General features: G+C 66.0%; 13 protein-coding genes. 8 read left to right on the plus strand and 5 right to left on the minus strand.

Features of this window, described 5'->3' with window-relative positions:
- Positions 1–466: 466 nt before the first annotated feature.
- Positions 467–928, minus strand: a complete 462-nt coding sequence (locus tag QX128_RS32990; RefSeq protein ID WP_316183402.1) for an Lrp/AsnC family transcriptional regulator — start codon at positions 926–928, stop codon at positions 467–469.
- A 137-nt stretch (positions 929–1065) separates the two neighbouring features.
- Between QX128_RS32990 and QX128_RS32995 the strand changes: the two genes are divergently transcribed.
- On the plus strand, positions 1066–3432 hold the full coding sequence (locus tag QX128_RS32995) for a transketolase (protein WP_316239638.1): 2367 nt from the start codon (positions 1066–1068) through the stop codon (positions 3430–3432).
- A 489-nt stretch (positions 3433–3921) separates the two neighbouring features.
- Positions 3922–5352 carry an aldehyde dehydrogenase family protein gene (locus QX128_RS33000; protein ID WP_316239639.1) on the plus strand — a complete coding sequence of 477 codons (1431 nt, stop codon included), beginning with the start codon at positions 3922–3924 and terminating at the stop codon, positions 5350–5352.
- Positions 5353–5463: 111 nt separating this feature from the next.
- Here the strand turns inward: QX128_RS33000 and QX128_RS33005 are convergent, their stop codons facing one another.
- A complete protein-coding gene (locus tag QX128_RS33005) occupies positions 5464–6432 on the minus strand; it encodes an SMP-30/gluconolactonase/LRE family protein (RefSeq protein WP_316239640.1) in 969 nt (322 codons plus the stop codon).
- An 89-nt stretch (positions 6433–6521) separates the two neighbouring features.
- Between QX128_RS33005 and QX128_RS33010 the strand changes: the two genes are divergently transcribed.
- Positions 6522–7340, plus strand: a complete 819-nt coding sequence (locus tag QX128_RS33010; protein ID WP_315805865.1) for an NAD(P)-dependent oxidoreductase — start codon at positions 6522–6524, stop codon at positions 7338–7340.
- A 141-nt stretch (positions 7341–7481) separates the two neighbouring features.
- Entirely contained in the window at positions 7482–9188 is a 1707-nt protein-coding gene (locus tag QX128_RS33015) for an IlvD/Edd family dehydratase (protein ID WP_316239641.1), read from the plus strand.
- An 8-nt stretch (positions 9189–9196) separates the two neighbouring features.
- Here QX128_RS33015 and QX128_RS33020 read toward each other — a convergent pair whose 3' ends face one another.
- Complete coding sequence (locus tag QX128_RS33020) at positions 9197–9982, minus strand: enoyl-CoA hydratase/isomerase family protein (RefSeq protein ID WP_316239642.1); 786 nt, start codon at positions 9980–9982, stop codon at positions 9197–9199.
- Positions 9983–10095: 113 nt separating this feature from the next.
- Between QX128_RS33020 and QX128_RS33025 the strand changes: the two genes are divergently transcribed.
- Positions 10096–11331 (plus strand): NAD(P)/FAD-dependent oxidoreductase, encoded by a 1236-nt coding sequence (locus tag QX128_RS33025; protein ID WP_316239646.1) that lies wholly within the window; start codon positions 10096–10098, stop codon positions 11329–11331.
- Here QX128_RS33025 and rbsK read toward each other — a convergent pair.
- Together rbsK and QX128_RS33035 are read right to left on the minus strand one after the other, a co-directional pair.
- Positions 11328–12236, minus strand: a complete 909-nt coding sequence (gene rbsK / locus QX128_RS33030; RefSeq protein ID WP_316239643.1) for a ribokinase — start codon at positions 12234–12236, stop codon at positions 11328–11330. The genes QX128_RS33025 and rbsK overlap by 4 nt on opposite strands.
- 22 nt (positions 12237–12258) lie before the next feature.
- The gene (locus QX128_RS33035) at positions 12259–13152 is read right to left on the minus strand and encodes a sugar kinase (protein ID WP_315805870.1); all 894 of its coding nucleotides are present in this window, start codon (positions 13150–13152) and stop codon (positions 12259–12261) included.
- Positions 13153–13357: 205 nt separating this feature from the next.
- On the opposite strand from QX128_RS33035, the gene QX128_RS33040 reads away from it, so the two are divergent.
- The 3 genes from QX128_RS33040 (at position 13358) to QX128_RS33050 (ending at position 16542) form a co-directional block, all read left to right on the plus strand.
- Complete coding sequence (locus QX128_RS33040) at positions 13358–14617, plus strand: Glu/Leu/Phe/Val dehydrogenase (RefSeq protein ID WP_315805861.1); 1260 nt, start codon at positions 13358–13360, stop codon at positions 14615–14617.
- Entirely contained in the window at positions 14614–15462 is an 849-nt protein-coding gene (locus tag QX128_RS33045) for a VOC family protein (protein WP_316239644.1), read from the plus strand. Before QX128_RS33040 ends, QX128_RS33045 begins: the two co-directional genes overlap by 4 nt.
- A 138-nt stretch (positions 15463–15600) precedes the next feature.
- Positions 15601–16542, plus strand: a complete 942-nt coding sequence (locus tag QX128_RS33050; RefSeq protein WP_316239645.1) for an NAD(P)H-binding protein — start codon at positions 15601–15603, stop codon at positions 16540–16542.
- Positions 16543–16712 lie beyond the last annotated feature (170 nt).

A 16712-nucleotide genomic window follows, 5' to 3' on the forward strand; every position in this document is an offset into this window, starting at 1 on the left:
TGTGGTACCTGCCGCCTGCATTTTTTTGAGCAGGCGGGCCACGGGCGCGGCCAGCGCCCGGCCTTCCCTGCGCCCTCTTTGATGAGAGGGCGAAAAATCAAAGCTCGGGCGCAAAACGTGTCGCGAGGTCGCGAAACTATATTCTCATGCATCAGAAAGTGCTGTCGGACAACGTGAGCACGGCAGACAGTACGGGCGTCATTGCGAGCGCAGCGAAGCAATCCAGGATCTTGCCGCGGATGCGCTCTGGATTGCTTCGTCGCTGCGCTCCTCGCAATGACGGAGATCTTGGTGGGCGTCTCGTTTCAACAAACACGGTGTCGTCCCGGCGAACGCCGGGACCCATAACCCCAGGAAGATGTTGTTGCGCGAGATGTTGGATCAGGCTTGTTTCACCACGGCCGCCGCGGAGTATGGGTGCCGGCGTTCGCCGGGACGACAGCGGAGGTCGTGGCGATTGCTTGGCTCACACCGGCAGTGCAATCGAGTACTTGACCTGACTCAGGGCAAAGCTGCTCTCGATCGAGGCGATGCCGTCGAGCCTTGTCAGCTTGGTCTTCAGGAACGCCTCATACGACGACAGGTCGGCCGCTACCACCCGCAGCATGTAGTCCCGATTGCCTGTCATCAGATAGCACTCCAGCACCTCGGGCCAGGCGGAGATCGCCTTTTCGAACCGCTTCAGGTCCTCCTCCTTCTGACGCGCCAGCTTGATGGAGATGAACACCGAGACGTGCAGCCCGAGCGCCTTCTGGTCGACGGTGGCGATGTAGCGGGTGATGACGCCGCGCTCCTCCAGCAATTTCACGCGGCGATGGCAGGGCGAGACCGAGAGGCCCACCTTGTCGGCCAGCTCCTGCATGGTGATGCGGCCGTCGGCCTGGAGGTGGCCGAGAATCTTGCGGTCGATGGCGTCGAGTTCTGGCATTGGAATCAAGTCGCTGAAAATGAGTTCAGGTTGATAAAATATCCCAATAGAGCCGCTCTGTGCGCGAAAAATTGAGAATTCTGGCCGTGGCAAGAGGATTAAAGTCCACGAATCCAGCAATACCGGGGAGCAGCGCCATGGCCACGCCATCCGCATCGTCAGACCGTCTCGATATCCTGAACGCGCTGACCCGCAAGGCGTTGTGGCTGTCGTCCTGGACCATCCATCACGCCAACCACATCCGGCCGAACACCGATGGCCTGAAGGTCGGCGGCCACCAGGCCTCGTCCGCCTCGCTCGCGACCATCCTGTCGGCGCTGTACTTCTCGGTGCTGCGCCCCGAGGACCGCGTCGCGGTGAAGCCGCATGCGAGCCCGGTGTTCCACGCGATCCAATATCTGTTCGGCCGGCAGACGCGCGAGAAGCTGGAGAATTTCCGGGGCTTCAAGGGCGCGCAATCCTACCCGTCGCGCACCAAGGACGTCGACGATGTCGACTTCTCCACCGGATCGGTCGGCCTCGGCGTCGCGCAGACGCTGTTCTGCTCGCTGGTGCAGGACTACGTGCACGCGCATGGCTGGATGAAGGATCGCCGCGAAGGCCGCATGATCGCGCTGGTCGGCGATGCCGAGATGGACGAGGGCAACATCTTCGAGGCGCTGGCCGAAGGCTGGAAGCATGGCCTGCGCAACACCTGGTGGATCGTCGACTACAACCGCCAGAGCCTGGACGCCGTCGTGCGCGAGGGCCTGTGGGAGAAGTTCGAGACCATGTTCCGCAATTTCGGCTGGGATGTGGTGATCGTGAAATACGGCCGGCTGATGCGCGAGGCCTTCGCCGAGCCCGGCGGCGAGGCGCTCAGGCGCTGGATCGACAATTGCCCGAACGCGCTCTACGCGGCGCTGTGCTTCCAGGGTGGGGCTGCCTTCCGCAAGCACATCCAGGACGAGATCGGCGACCAGGGCGACGTGACGCGGCTGCTCGACAAGCGCAATGACGACGAGCTGCTGGCGCTGATGTCCAATCTCGGCGGCCATGACATGGCGAGCATGCTGGAAGCGTTCGAGTCCATCGATCACGACCGCCCGGTGTGTTTCATTGCCTACACCATCAAGGGTGTCGGCCTGCCGTTCCAGGGCCACAAGGACAACCATGCCGGGCTGATGACGGTGGCGCAGATGGAGAAATGGCGCGCGCAGCAGAACATCCGTCCGGGCCATGAATGGGACAAGTTCGAGGGACTGACGCAGGATGCTTCGACGCTGGAGTCGTTCCTCGCCTCGGTGCCGTTCAACCGCGATGGCCGCCGGCTCGATGACGCCGTGTTCGACGTGCCCAGGCTGACCTTCACCGCCGCGGCCCAGATGTCGACGCAGCAGGGCTTTGGCCTGATCCTCAAGGATCTCGCCCGCGGCGACACCGCAATGGCCTCGCGCATCGTGACGTCGTCGCCCGATGTCACCGTCTCGACCAATCTCGGTGCCTGGGTCAACCGCCGTGGCCTGTTCGCGCGTGCCGAGAAGGCCGATTTGTTCCGCAGCGAGAAGATCCCCTCGACCTTCAATTGGGCGGCCTCGCCGAAGGGCCAGCATATTGAGCTCGGCATCGCCGAGATGAACCTGTTCATCATGGCCTCCGCGCTCGGGCTGTCGCACGCCATCAACGGCGCGCGGCTGCTGCCGGTGGTCACCTTGTACGATCCCTTCATCGAGCGTGGCCTCGATGCGCTGAACTACGCCTGCTACCAGGATGCGCGCTTCATGGTGGCGGCGACGCCGTCCGGCGTGACCCTGGCGCCGGAAGGCGGTGCGCATCAGTCGATCGCGACGCCGTTGATCGGCATGGCGCAGGACGGGCTGTCGTCGTTCGAGCCGGCCTTCGTCGACGAGCTCGCCGTGATCATGAAATGGGGCTTTGCCCACATGCAAGCCGCGGCAGGCGAGGGCGGCTCGCTCTATCTGCGGCTGTCGACGCGCACCATCGATCAGCCGCAGCGGATCATGACGCCCGAGTTGGAATCCGACATCGCGGCCGGCGCCTATTGGCTGCGCAAGCCGGGACCGAATGCGGAGGTGATCGTCGCCTATAGCGGCGCGGTCGCGCCGGAGGCGATCGAGGCCACGGGCCTGATCGGCGAGTCCCGCCGCGACGTCGGCCTGCTCGCCATCACCTCGGCGGACCGGCTGCATGCCGGATGGACGGCGGCGCGCAGCCTGCGCCGGCATCGCCGCGGCGTGCAGCATCTCAGCCACATCGAGCAGTTGCTGGCGCCGCTGCCGCGCGATTGCGGCATCGTCACCGTGATCGACGGCCATCCGGCGACGCTCGGCTGGCTCGGCTCGGTGCGCGGCCATCGCGTCGAGGCGCTGGGTGTGGAGAGATTCGGCCAGACCGGCACGATCGACGACCTTTATCGCCACAACGGCATGGACGCGAACGCGATCATCGACGCCGCCGAGAGCCTCACCGGCGCCCCGGTGAGGCATCGCAAGATGGCGGTGTGAGAGGGGGCGGAAACAAGGACGCCGCCTCGCTCACCTGGGGTGAAGGAGACGGCGTCGCAACTTGGATCAAATGTCTACGTGCTAAAAGGCCAAGCAATAAGAACAGGCGAAAATATCGGTTCTGAAATCGTGTCCGGCGTCCTTTCGAGATGCCGGGATGTCTATGACGGGGAGACTAGCCACGGCGATCCAACGGCGATGTGAAGCAGTTCACATCTTGGAAATGAATCTTCGGCGACGGGAATTCTGCCATCCGGAATGATGGCCGGTTAGCGGCGAAAGAGGGAGCCACGCTTGTTGCGATGCAAAATAGAGCGGCGACGAAACGCAGGCGCGTCGGCTTGCGCCGGTCGCGGGCTTGCTCCTATATCCGCGGGACGCAACCCCGGTCCCCGCATGTGGCGGGTTCATCCCGCGGATCGCGCGTGCCAGGATGCCGGCCCGCGCGCTGCCGCCCCTCCATATGCTTCCACGTGAAGAGGTTTTCCGATGGTCAATCGCCTGCAATTCTACATCGACGGCGCCTGGGTCGATCCGGTCGTCAAGAAGTCCACCCCGGTCATCAATCCGGCGACCGAGGAGGCGATGTATGAGGTTGCGCTGGGCTCCAAGGCCGATGTCGACAAGGCCGTCGCCGCCGCCAAGCGCGCCTTCGAGACCTTTTCGCAGACCTCGCGCGATGAGCGCGTCGCGCTGCTCGAAAAGATCATCGCGATCTACAAGGGCCGCATGAAGGAGATCGGCGCCGCCGTCTCCGACGAGATGGGCGCGCCGCTGCCGATGGCGGAGAAGCTGCAGGCCGGCGCCGGCCTCGGCCATCTGATGTCGACGCTCGACGTGCTTAAGAAATACGAGTTCGAGGAGACGCTTCCGGCGTCCGTGGTCGTGCGCGAGCCGGTGGGCGTGGTGGGCATGATCACGCCCTGGAACTGGCCGCTCAATCAGATCGCCTGCAAGGTCGCGCCGGCGCTGGCCGCGGGCTGCACCATGATCCTGAAGCCGTCGGAATTCACTCCGACCTCGGCGCTGATCTTCGCCGAGATCCTGCATGAAGCCGGCGTGCCGAAGGGCGTGTTCAACCTCATCAACGGCCTCGGGCCGGAGGTCGGCGCCGCCATGAGCGAACATCCGGACATCGACATGATCTCGTTCACCGGCTCAACCCGCGCCGGCATCGACGTCGCCAAGCGCGCAGCGCCGACGGTGAAGCGCGTCAGCCAGGAGCTCGGCGGCAAGTCGCCGAACGTGATCCTGGAGGGGGCCGACCTCACCAAGGCGGTGACCGGCGGCGTCATGCACATGTTCAACAACTCGGGCCAGTCCTGCAACGCGCCGTCGCGCATGATCGTGCCGGCCGCGCGGATGAAGGAAGTGGCCGCGATCGCCAAGGGCGTCGCCGACAAGACCAAGGCCGGCGATCCCCGCGGCGAGGGCACCACGATCGGCCCGGTCGTCAATCGCGGCCAGTGGGACAAGATCCAGGCCCTGATCAACAAGGGCATCGAGGAGGGCGCGACCCTCGTCGCCGGCGGTCCCGGCCTGCCCGAGGGCGTCAACAAGGGCTTCTACGTGCGGCCGACGATCTTCGCCGACGTCAAGCCCGAGATGACGATCTCGCGCGAGGAGATCTTCGGGCCGGTGCTCGTCATCATCGGTGCGCAGGACGAGTCCGAGGCGGTGAAGATTGCCAACGACACGCCCTATGGTCTTGCCGGCTACGTCTCGGCTCCGACGATCGAGAAGGCCCGCGAGGTCGGCCGCAAGATCCGCGCCGGCAACGTCAATTTGCAGGGCGTGCCGAACGATCGCACCGCGCCGTTCGGCGGCTACAAGCAGTCCGGCAACGGCCGCGAATGGGGCAAGTTCGGTCTCGAGGAGTATCTCGAGGTCAAGGCGGTCGCGGGCTACAACGCGGCCTGATCGGTGAGGATGCGTAGGGTGGGCAAAGCGCAGCGTGCCCACCGTTCGCGCCGACAACGAAGCAGGTGGGCACGGCGCTCCGCGCCTTTGCCCACCCTACGGGACCGGATGTCAGCCCCCCAGCGCGCCCTGCGTGTTCACGTAGAGTGCGTAGATCGACTGGCTGGCAGCCATGAACAGGCGGTTGCGCTTGAGGCCGCCGAAGCAGACGTTGGCGCAGCGCTCGGGCAAAGCGATGCGGCCGATCGGCGCGCCATCCGGCGCGAACACCATGACGCCATCGAGCTCGGGCGAGCCCATGCCCCAGCCGCACCAGAGATTGCCGTCGACGTCGCAGCGCATGCCGTCCGGCGTGCCTGGGCCGGCATCGATGTGGACGCGCTTGTTGGCGAGCTTGCTGCCATCGGCGGAGACGTCATAGGCGAGGATCTTACGGGTCGGCACGCCGCGGGATTCGACGATGTAGAGGATGGATTCGTCGGGCGAGAAGCACAGCCCGTTCGGCCCCAGCACGCCTTCGGCGACGATGGTCGCTTGGCCGGTGCCAGCGTCGATCCGGTACACGTGGGTGTCGATCTCCGGCTCGGCCTTGTAGCCCTCGTAATTGCCGAGCAGGCCGAAGGTCGGATCGGTGAACCAGATCGAGCCGTCGGACTTCACCACGACGTCGTTCGGCGAGTTCAGCCGCTTGCCGTTGAAGGAATCCATCAGCACGGTGATCGAGCCGTCGTATTCGGTGCGCGTGACGCGGCGGCCGCCATGCTCGCAGGTGACGAGCCGTCCCTGCCGGTCACGGGTGTTGCCGTTGGCGAAATTGGAGGGCTTGCGGAAGATCGAGACCGCGCCGGTCTCCTCCTCCCATTTGAGGATGCGCTGGTTGGGAATATCGCTGCAGAGGAGATAGCGCCCGTCGCCAAACCACACCGGCCCCTCTGCCCAGCGCAGCCCGGTGGCGAGCCGCTCGACCGCGGAGAGCTTGAGCCAGTATTTCTCGAAGCGCGGATCCAGCGCCTGGATCGCCGGATCGGGATAGAAGGTGGCAGGGCGAAAGCCCTGCGCGTGAGCGTTTCCGTCGGACATTTGGCCCGTCCTGTTATTGCGCCGTTACGATCTCTGCTATCATCGCCGAGCAATGACCGCAAACCTGCGGGCCGAACAAGAGGGATGAAATGCCACGTATCTTGATGACCGGAGCGAGCGGTGGGATCGGCACTTCCTTGCGGAAGCTGCTGCCGCCGATCTATCCGGACCTTCTGCTCAGCGACCTCAGACCGCCGGCGGATCTGTCCAGCCAGGAGACGTTCAAGGCGGCCGATCTTGCCGACCTGTCCCAGGTCGAGGCGCTGTGCGAGGGCGTCGACGGCATCATCCATTTCGGCGGCTACTCGGTCGAAGGACCGTGGAGCGACATCCTGCAGGCCAACATCATCGGCGGCTACAACCTGTTCGAGGCCGCCCGCCGCAAGGGTGTGAAGCGCGTGGTGTTCGCGTCGTCGAACCACGCGGTCGGCTTCTATCCGCGCCATCGCAAGATCGACAACGACGTGCAGCCGCGCCCCGACGGCCGCTACGGCGTCAGCAAGGTGTTCGGCGAGGCGCTCGGGTCTCTGTATGCCGACAAGCACGGGCTGAAGGTCACGTGCCTCCGCATCGGCAATTTCGGCGACAAGCCGCTCGACAAGCGCCGTCTGTCGATCTGGCTGAAGCCGGAGGATCTCGTGCAGCTCTGCCGCATCGGCCTGGAGCATCCGGACATCCACTTCGAGGTGCTGTACGGCGCCTCGCTCAATGAACGCGCCTGGTGGGACAACCAGCGCGCCTATGATCTCGGCTACCGCCCGACCGGCCGCGCCGAGGATTTCCGCGAGCACGCCATGGCCGAGCAGGCCAAGCTGCCGGCCGATCCGATTGGGGACTATTTCCAGGGCGGCGCGTTCTGCACCACGGAGTTCGATGGCGACACAAGCCGGATCATCGATTGGGGGTGATCCAAGGTCGTCATTCCGGGGCGCGTCCGCAGGACGCGAACCCGGAATCTCGACATGAGAGTTTAAACCACTTCTGGATTCCGGGTTCGCGCTCCGCGCGCCCCGGAATAACGAGACAGAGCAACGAAAGAAAAGAAGACCATGACCGACGGCCTGCGCAAGGGACTGACCGCTTACGGCGATGCCGGATTCTCGCTGTTCCTGCGCAAGGCCTTCATCAAGGCGGCGGGCTATTCCGACGACGCGCTCGATCGTCCGATCGTCGGCATCACCAACACCTACAGCGACTACAATCCCTGCCATGGCAATGTGCCGCAGATCCTGGAGGCAGTGAAACGCGGCGTCATGCTGTCGGGCGCGATGCCGTTCGTGTTTCCCACCATCTCGATCGCCGAGAGCTTTGCGCATCCGACCTCGATGTATCTGCGCAACCTGATGGCGATGGAAACCGAGGAGATGATCCGCGCGCAGCCGATGGACGCCGTTGTCGTCATCGGCGGTTGCGACAAGACCTTGCCGGCGCAGATCATGGCCGCGGTGTCCGCCGATCTGCCGACCGTGGTCATTCCGGTCGGACCGATGGTGGTCGGGCATCACAAGGGCGAGGTGCTCGGCGCCTGCACCGATTGCCGACGTCTCTGGGCGAAGTATCGCGCCGGTGAGATGGACGGCAGCGAGATCGATGCGGTCAACGGCCGGCTCGCGCCTTCGGTCGGCACCTGCATGGTGATGGGCACGGCCTCGACCATGGCCTGCATCACCGAGGCGCTCGGCCTGTCCCTGCCGATGAGCGCGACCATCCCGGCGCCCCACGCCGAGCGTTTCCGCTCGGCCGAGGCCAGCGGCCGGGTCGCGGCGGAAATGGCCAAGACGAAGGGGCCGAGGCCGAGCGAGTTGCTGACGCCGGCGGCCTTCAAGAACGCCCAGGTGGTGCTGCAGGCGATCGGCGGCTCGACCAACGGGCTCGTGCATCTCACCGCCATCGCCGGCCGGACGCCGCACAGGATCGACCTCGATGCGTTCGACTGCATCGGGCGCGAGGTGCCGGTGCTGGTCGACCTCAAGCCGTCCGGCGATCACTACATGGAGCATTTCCACCACGCCGGTGGCGTGCCGAAGCTGATGAAGCAGCTCGGCGATCTCATCGACCTCGATTGCCGCTCGATCACCGGCCAGTCGCTGCGCGACATCGTCGCTGCGGCGGAGGATGTTCCCGGGCAGGACGTGATCCGCGCGCGCGATGACGCGATCAAGCCGGAAGGCGGCCTTGCCGTGCTGCGCGGCAATCTGGCGCCGCGCGGCGCAGTCATCAAGCATTCGGCGGCGAGCCCGAAGCTGCTGCAACATACCGGGCGCGCCGTCGTGTTCGAGTCGGTGGAGGACATGACCCTGCGGGTCGATGATCCCGCTCTCGATGTTTCGGCCGACGACGTCCTGGTGTTGCGCAATGCCGGACCCAAGGGCGCGCCAGGCATGCCGGAGGCGGGGTACCTGCCGATTCCGAAGAAGCTCGCGCGCGGCGGCACCAAGGACATGGTGCGCATCTCCGATGCGCGCATGAGCGGCACCGCGTTCGGCACCATCGTCCTTCACATCACGCCGGAGTCCGCCGTCGGCGGTCCGCTGGCGCTGGTGCGTAGCGGCGACATGATCCGGCTCGATGTCGAAAAGCGCAGCATCGACCTGCTGGTCGACGACGCCGAGTTGGACCGGCGTCGCGCTGCGCTGAAGCAAGCCGCAACGCCCGAATGGGCCGAGCGCGGCTATGCGCATCTCTTCCATGCAACGATCCTGCAGGCCGACGACGGCTGCGATTTCGATTTCATGCGCCGGAAAGGGAAGAGTTGAGCGCAGTCCTACTTTCCCTTGCTGGTGAACCGCTTCACGGCGGCGCGGAATTCGTCGGTGTGCATGCAATTGATGATTGCATCCCGCTCGGCCGCCAGCTGGTCTTCGACCGAGCTGGTCAGTGCGCGATGGATCAGCGCCTTGGTCGCAGCGATCCCCGCCGGCATGTTCTGCGCCAGTCGCTGCGCCAGCGCTTCGGTGGCTGCAGCGAGCCCGGGGGCGGGGACGACTTTCGCGACCAAGCCCCATTCATGGGCCTGCGCGGCCGTGAAGCTGTCCTCCGCCAGGAAGATCTGCAGCGCCCGCCTGATGCCCACAGTGGCGACCATGCCAACTGTACCGCCGCCGTCGGGCGACACGCCGAGTTTGGCATAGGCCGGCGTGAAGCGCGCGTCCTCGGCGGCGATGCAGAGGTCGGCGGCGAAGGCGAGCGACATCCCTGCGCCGGCGGCGGAGCCATGCACGCTCGCCAGCACGATCTTGGGCATGCGCCGCAGGCTCGCGATGAAAGCATGGTAGTGATGCAGCAGTTCGCTGACGACAGGCGTGATGGTGTTGGCCTCAGCGGCAGCGCCGATCGTCTGCAGGTCGCCGCCGGCGCAGAAGGCGCGGCCTTCGCCTTTCAGGATCAGCACGCGGATGGTCTTGTCGGCCTCTACTTGGGCCGCAAGCAGCTCCAAGCGCTTCGCAATCGCAAGGTTGATGGCGTTGAACGCCGCCGGGCGGTCGAGCGTGATGGCCGCGATCGGACCCTCGATGCTCAGGCGGGCAGGTTCCGCTACGGCGTCCGACATTCATACCTCCCGGGCGTGGTTCTTGTTGCCGCATTTAAACCGCACGGCGGGACCGGTGACAATGCCGGGCAAGTCTGCCAAAACCCGGTTCCGTCGGCATGGACAATGACAGAATGGGGCAGGGCGCAGTGACGAAGGGACCGGTGGTGATCGTGGGTGCGGGGCATGCGGGATTCCAGCTCGCGACCTCGCTGCGTCAGGCAGGCTTTGCCGATCCGATTCACCTGATCAACGACGAGCGGCATCTGCCGTATCAGCGCCCGCCGCTGTCGAAGGCCTATCTCAAGGGCACCGGCGGTCCCGAGACCCTGATGTTTCGGCCGCAGAAGTTCTACGCGGACCAGACCATCGATCTCGTCTACGATCGTGCCGTCGCGGTTCAGTGCGATCAGCGCAAGGTGCTGCTCGCCTCCGGTCGGACGCTCGACTATGGGCACCTCGTGTTCGCGACCGGCGCGCGCAACCGGCTGCTCGACATTCCCAATGCCAATCTCCCGGCCGTGCGCTATCTGCGCATTCTCGACGACAGCGAAACGCTGCGAGGCTTGCTCGCCGATGCCAAGCGGGCCGTGGTGATCGGCGCCGGCTTCATCGGTCTCGAATTCGCGGCGACCGCGCGGATCAAGGGCCTCGAGGTCGACGTGCTCGAGCTCGGCGCGCGGGTGATGGCGCGGGCCGTGACGGCGGAAATCTCCGACTACTTCCAGAAGCAGCATGCCGATGCCGGCGTGCAGATTCATCTCGGCGTGCAGGCCACCAGCATCGAGGCCGACGGCAACAAGGTCACCGGCGTCAGCCTCAGCGATGGTCGGCACATCCCCGCCGATCTCGTCGTGGTCGGCGTCGGCGTGCTGCCGAATGTCGAGCTCGCCGCCGAGGCGGGATTGCAGGTCGCCTCCGGCATCGTGGTCGACGAGTATCTGCTGACCAGCGATCCGCATATCTCGGCCATCGGCGACTGCGCCCTGTTCGTCAGCCAGCGCTTCGGCGGGACTCTGCGGCTGGAGTCGGTGCAGAACGCCACCGATCATGCCCGCTGCGTCGCGGCGCGGCTGACGGGCGACGTCAAGCCCTATGACGGGCAGCCGTGGTTCTGGAGCGATCAGGGCAATGACAAGCTGCAGATCGCGGGGCTCACCACGGGCTATGACCAGGTCGTGCTGCGCGGGGATCCGGCGCAAAAGGCGTTCTCCGCATTCTGTTACAAAGAGGGCCGGCTGGTCGGCATCGAGTCGGTCAACCGCGCCGGCGACCATATGTTCGGCCGCAAGTTGCTTGCTGCGGGCGGCACCTTGGATGCAGCCAAGGCCGCTGATCCCAGCTTCGACCTGAAGAGCGCTCTGGCCTAGAGCCACGCGCGAACCTCCTCCTCGGTCGGCATCGACGGGCCGGCGCCCATGCGCTGCACCGAGATCGACGCGGCGATGTTGGCATAGCCGATCGCGTCCGCGATATCAGCGCCCTGCGACAGCCTTGCCGCCAGCGCACCGACGAAGCAGTCGCCGGCGCCGGTGGTGTCGACGGCCTTCACCGCGCGGCCTTCGACCAGCCGGGCCTCGGCGCCAGAAACCGCGACCGCGCCGCGCGCGCCGAGCGTGACGCAGACCGTCTGATCGTCGCGAGGCTTGAGCGCAAGCACCGCCGTGATTACCTGCTGCGGCGTCGGCGCGTCGCCAAGCTCGATGCCGGCCAGGAAGCCGAGCTCGGTTTCGTTGAGCACGAGGACGTCGACCAGCGCGAACAGCTCGCGGCCAAAGGCGCTGGCGGGGGCGGGGTTGAGGATCGTGGTGGCGCCGGCGGCCTTCGCACGCTGGAAGAAGGCGGCGATGGTCGCCTGCGGGATCTCGAACTGGCTCACCGCCACGTCGCCCGTTGTCAACGCAATCTGCGCCACATCGTCAGCGCTGACCTCGGCATTGGCGCCCGGGATCACCACGATCGTGTTGTCGGCGTTGGCCAGCGTGATGATCGCGGTGCCCGTCGACGCGTCCGCGCTGTCCTTGACCGCGGCGAGGTCGATGCCCTGGCCGGCGAGGAAGGCGCGCAGCTGCTCGCCGAAGGCGTCGCGGCCGAGGCGGCCGATCAGCGCCGTCGGCGCGCCGAGCTTGGCGGCTGAGACCGCCTGGTTCGCGCCCTTGCCGCCGGGAAAGTACATCACCGACCGGCCCGCGACGGTCTCGCCGATGCGCGGATGGCGCTCGGCCGCCGCCACCACATCCATGTTGATGCTGCCGGCGACGACGACCCGTCCCATCCGCTTTTCTCCCAAACAGCCGCTAGACGCGCGCCTCGAATTCCTGCCGGACCAGCTCGATATCGGCGAGCGTCGGCAGGCCGGCCTCGTTGCCGAGCTTCTGGATCTTGAACGTCGAGGCCGCGCGCGCGAACTCGAAATGCTCCTTCCAGCCCTTGGCGGGATCGGCGAGGTACGAATACACATACGCGCCGTGGAAGACGTCGCCGGCGCCATTGGTGTCGATCACGCGCTCGCGCGGGATCGGATAGGCCGGCAGCGTATGCACGGCGCCGACCTCGTCATACCAGAGCAGGCCCTTCTCGCCCTGGGTGACGCCGCCGATGCGGCAGCCGCGGCTCTTCAGGTAGTCGAGCATCTTTTCCGGCGTGAGATCCATCTGCTCGCACAGCCGCTCGGCGACGATCGCGACGTCGATATATTCGAGCAGCTCATGGGTGTTGGTGCGCAGGCCGCCGCCGTCGAGCGAGGTCAGGATGCCGGCCTCGCGGCACAGCTTGGCATAATGCAACGCGGCGTCGGGCTGGTGGCCGTCGACATGCAGCGCCCTGCAATTGCCGAGATTGAGCAGCGGGAACGGGTGGATATGCGCGTCGTCGCGGCAGCGCACGATGGCGCGCTTGCCGTCCTTCGGCATGATGAAGGACAGCGAGGAGGCATTGACCTTCCGGGGGTGGACCGAGATGCCGTATTTCGCGGTCATGTCCTGGAACATCCGCCCGAGCCAGTCATTCGCGACGGTCGCGATCAGGTCGGGCACAATGCCGAGCTTGGCGCAGCAAAATGCCGCAGTCACGGCATTGCCGCCGAACGAGACGGCATAGTCGGACGCCACGTGCTTCTCGTCCCCCGTCGGCATGTGGTCGGTGATGAATGTCACGTCGATGTAGGTCTGTCCGATGAAGAGGGCCTGCATTGCCATTTCTGTCTCACTAAGGGGTGATCGCGGCCCCGGCGCCGCAGATTAGCAAGCGGTCAAAGCGGATCAACGCTGAAATTCTTCGTCAAATCGTCACCTTGGTGGTTGAGATCGGCCGTCTGCTACCGGTGGCCCCCTGCCGCCGGCGCGCGGGTCGCGCTATGGTTGCCGGCCTGCAGAAACGCAGATTCGGGAGTGGAATATGACTGTCTATGCGGGTCCGGTGTTCGAGATGGCCACCAATCAGTTCAACGTGATCGCCGACCATCTTGGTATCCCAGCCGACGAGCGGGACCGGCTGCTGTTGCCGAAGCGGGCGATCACCGTCTCGTGTCCGATCCACAAGGATGATGGCACGATCTCGGTCTATGAAGGCTACCGGGTCCAGCATCTGCTGACGATGGGGCCGACCAAGGGCGGCACGCGGTTCGCCCCGACGGTCGACATCGGCGAGGTCGCCGCGCTCGCGATCTGGATGAGCTGGAAATGCGCGCTGGTCGGCTTGCCCTATGGCGGCGCCAAGGGCGGCATCAACGTCGATCTCTCCAAGCTGTCGAAGCGCGAGCTCGAATCGCTGTCGCGCCGCTACATGCAGGAGATGATCCCGTTCGTCGGCCCGCATACCGACGTGATGGCGCCCGACATGGGCACCAATGAGCAGGTGATGGCCTGGTTCATGGACACGTATTCGATGTACCAGGGCCAGACCGTGACCGAGATCGTCACCGGCAAGCCGGTGTTCTCCGGCGGCACGCTCGGCCGCCGCGAGGCGACCGGCCGCGGCGTCGCCCATGTGTCGCGGCGGGTGATGGATGAGCTGGGCATCGACCCGACCACGTCCACGGCCGTGGTGCAGGGCTTCGGCAATGTCGGCTCCTACGCCGCGCTCGGCTTCCACCAGATGGGCATGAAGGTGATTGCGGTCAGCGATCACACTGGCGCCCTCCATGATCCGCGTGGCCTCGACATCCCGGCGCTGATGGAGCATGCGACCAGGCACGGCAGCATTGCGGGCTTCTCCACCGAACTCGCCTTCGATCCACACCAGATACTGACCCTGGCCTGCGACATCCTCGTGCCGGCGGCCGTCGAGCGCGTGATCGACGCCAAGGTGGCGGCGCATCTGAAATGCCGGGTGATCGCGGAAGCCGCCAACGGTCCGACCACGCCGGATGCCGATCTCGTGCTGGAGCAGCGCCGCAAGGAGATCTTCCTCATTCCCGACATCCTCTGCAATTCCGGCGGCGTCATCGTCAGCTACTTCGAATGGGTGCAGGATCTACAGCAGCTGTTCTGGGAGGAAGAGGAGGTGATGCGCAGGGAGTACCAGATCCTCGACCGCGCCTTCGAGCGGATGCTGGCGCGCGCCAAGGCCGACGACATCTCGCACCGGACCGCGGCGATGGCGATCGGGGTAGAGAAGGTGCGCAACGCCAAGAACTCGCGAGGGCTGTTTCCGTGATCACCGGGCTCGACCACGTCGTCGTCCTGCTGCAGGACATCCAGGCCGGCAGCGCCGCGTTCGAGACGCTGCTGGCGCGCAAGCCGTCCTGGCAGAATTCGGGCGAGGGCGCCGACCGCGTCCTGTTCACGCTCGACAACATGAGCCTGGAGCTGATGGCGCCGGCGGGGGAGAGCCCCGCCGCCGACCGCATCCGCAACGTCATCAAGATCTGGGGAGAGGGGCTCGCCAGCATCTGCTTTGCCACCGGCGATATCGGCAAGATGCATCGGCGGCTCGAGCGGGTCGCGCTGAAGCCGGATCCGATTGCCGAGGTCGACAACACCGATCGCGTCTCCGGCCAGACGCTGCATTGGAAGCGCACCCGTGCGATGACCGATCTGACGCGCGGCGTGCGCATGTTCTTCCTCGAGCTTGCCGAGCCGCGCCCGCCGTCCGCCAAGACCGCCGATACGGCCGTGCTCGGCCTCGACCATATCGTGATCTCGACCGAGGATCCCGAACGCGCCGCCGCGCTCTACGGCGCCCGGCTCGGCCTCGACATGGCGCTCGACCGCAGCCATCAGGAATGGGGGCAGTTGATGTTCTTCCGCTGCGGCGACCTGATCGTCGAGGTGGTGAAGCGGCCGGTCGCCGGCAACGACAAGGCCCATGACAAGCTGTGGGGCCTGAGCTGGCGCGTCGCCGACATCGATGCCACGCGCGCGCGGCTGCTCGCCGCCGGCCTGCAGGTCTCCGAGCCACGGGCCGGCCGCAAGCCGGGCACCCGGGTGATGAGCCTCTACAGCGGCACCTGCGGCATCCACACGCTGATTTTGGAGAAGACGCCGCGCGCGGCGGAGTGAGGTCGAAGCGGAGCCGACGGCGTCGTGGGCCAGCCGGCCGTGATATAGGTCGGAACGGCCTTCGGAGTCTTGCCCGCACCGATGATCTCTCCTTCCGAACCGGCTGCTGCTGCTTTGTCCCGTCCGCGCCGTGTCTTCATGCTCGGCGCGACGGGCACGATCGGCCGCGCCACGGTTGGGGCGCTGCTCCCCCGCGGGCACGAGGTGGTCTGCTTCGTGCGTGCGCGCGACGACGCAAGGACGATCCCGGGTGCCACGGTCAGGACAGGGGACGTCACCGATCCCGTCTCGCTCGCGCGCGACGGCTTCCGCGGTGAGCGGTTCGACGCCGTCGTGTCCTGCATGGCCTCTCGCACCGGCGTGCCGCGCGATGCCTGGGCGGTCGACCACCAGGCGCATGTGAACGTGCTGGAAGCGGCCCGCGAAGCAGGCGTGACGCAGTTCGTCCTGCTGTCTGCCATCTGCGTGCAGAAGCCGCTGCTGGCGTTTCAGCAGGCCAAGCTGGCGTTCGAAGCGCATCTGATGGAGCAGGGCCTGACCTATTCGATCGTTCGCCCCACCGCGTTCTTCAAGTCGCTGTCCGGGCAGGTCGAGCGTGTCAGACAGGGCCGGCCATATCTCGTGTTCGGCGATGGCCGTCTCACCGCGTGCAAGCCGATCAGCGACGCCGATCTCGGCGACTACTTGGCCGGCTGCCTCGATGACGAGAGCCGCTGCAATCGCGTGCTGCCAATCGGCGGCCCCGGACCGGCCATCACGCCGCTGGAGCAGGGCGAGCATCTGTTCGCGCTGCTCGGACGCAAGCCGCACATCCGCCACGTCCCGGTGGCGCTGCTCGACGTCGTCATCCGCGGGCTCGATCTTGCTGGTCGGGTCGTGCCGTCGCTCGCCGACAAGGCGGAGCTCGCCCGCATCGGCCGCTACTACGCCACCGAATCCATGCTGGTGCTCGACCCCGCCACCGGCCGCTACGACGCCGACGCCACGCCGTCGACGGGTTCGGAGAGGCTGTTCGACTACTACGCCAGGCTGATCCGCGGCGAGGCCACGGCCGAGCGCGGCGACCACGCGGTGTTCTGAAATCGCCAGCGCGCTGTTGAGCATTCCACCCTCTCCATCGTCATGGCCGGGCTTGACCCGGCCATCCATCACTCTTCGCGAGAAGATGGATGCCCGGGACAAGCCCACGGCTGTCCGGTTCAGACAGACTGGACATGGTGCATGGCGTGGATTCTTCTGCGGTCTTGAGC

The sequence above is a fragment of the Bradyrhizobium sp. SZCCHNR1015 genome, from assembly GCF_032489875.1.
In the GTDB taxonomy this organism is placed as follows: Bacteria; Pseudomonadota; Alphaproteobacteria; order Rhizobiales; family Xanthobacteraceae; genus Bradyrhizobium.

What these genes read in the sequence shown, in the direction of transcription:
- QX128_RS33040 (WP_315805861.1), top strand. Translation starts at nt 13,358, where the DNA reads ATGACTGTCTATGCGGGTCCGGTGTTCGAGATGGCCACCAATCAGTTC.
- QX128_RS33000 (WP_316239639.1), top strand. Translation starts at nt 3,922, where the DNA reads ATGGTCAATCGCCTGCAATTCTACATCGACGGCGCCTGGGTCGATCCG.
- QX128_RS33010 (WP_315805865.1), top strand. Translation starts at nt 6,522, where the DNA reads ATGCCACGTATCTTGATGACCGGAGCGAGCGGTGGGATCGGCACTTCC.
- QX128_RS33020 (WP_316239642.1), bottom strand. Translation starts at nt 9,982, where the DNA reads ATGTCGGACGCCGTAGCGGAACCTGCCCGCCTGAGCATCGAGGGTCCG.
- QX128_RS32995 (WP_316239638.1), top strand. Translation starts at nt 1,066, where the DNA reads ATGGCCACGCCATCCGCATCGTCAGACCGTCTCGATATCCTGAACGCG.
- rbsK (WP_316239643.1), bottom strand. Translation starts at nt 12,236, where the DNA reads ATGGGACGGGTCGTCGTCGCCGGCAGCATCAACATGGATGTGGTGGCG.
- QX128_RS33005 (WP_316239640.1), bottom strand. Translation starts at nt 6,432, where the DNA reads ATGTCCGACGGAAACGCTCACGCGCAGGGCTTTCGCCCTGCCACCTTC.
- QX128_RS32990 (WP_316183402.1), bottom strand. Translation starts at nt 928, where the DNA reads ATGCCAGAACTCGACGCCATCGACCGCAAGATTCTCGGCCACCTCCAG.
- QX128_RS33035 (WP_315805870.1), bottom strand. Translation starts at nt 13,152, where the DNA reads ATGCAGGCCCTCTTCATCGGACAGACCTACATCGACGTGACATTCATC.
- QX128_RS33050 (WP_316239645.1), top strand. Translation starts at nt 15,601, where the DNA reads ATGCTCGGCGCGACGGGCACGATCGGCCGCGCCACGGTTGGGGCGCTG.
- QX128_RS33015 (WP_316239641.1), top strand. Translation starts at nt 7,482, where the DNA reads ATGACCGACGGCCTGCGCAAGGGACTGACCGCTTACGGCGATGCCGGA.
- QX128_RS33025 (WP_316239646.1), top strand. Translation starts at nt 10,096, where the DNA reads ATGGGGCAGGGCGCAGTGACGAAGGGACCGGTGGTGATCGTGGGTGCG.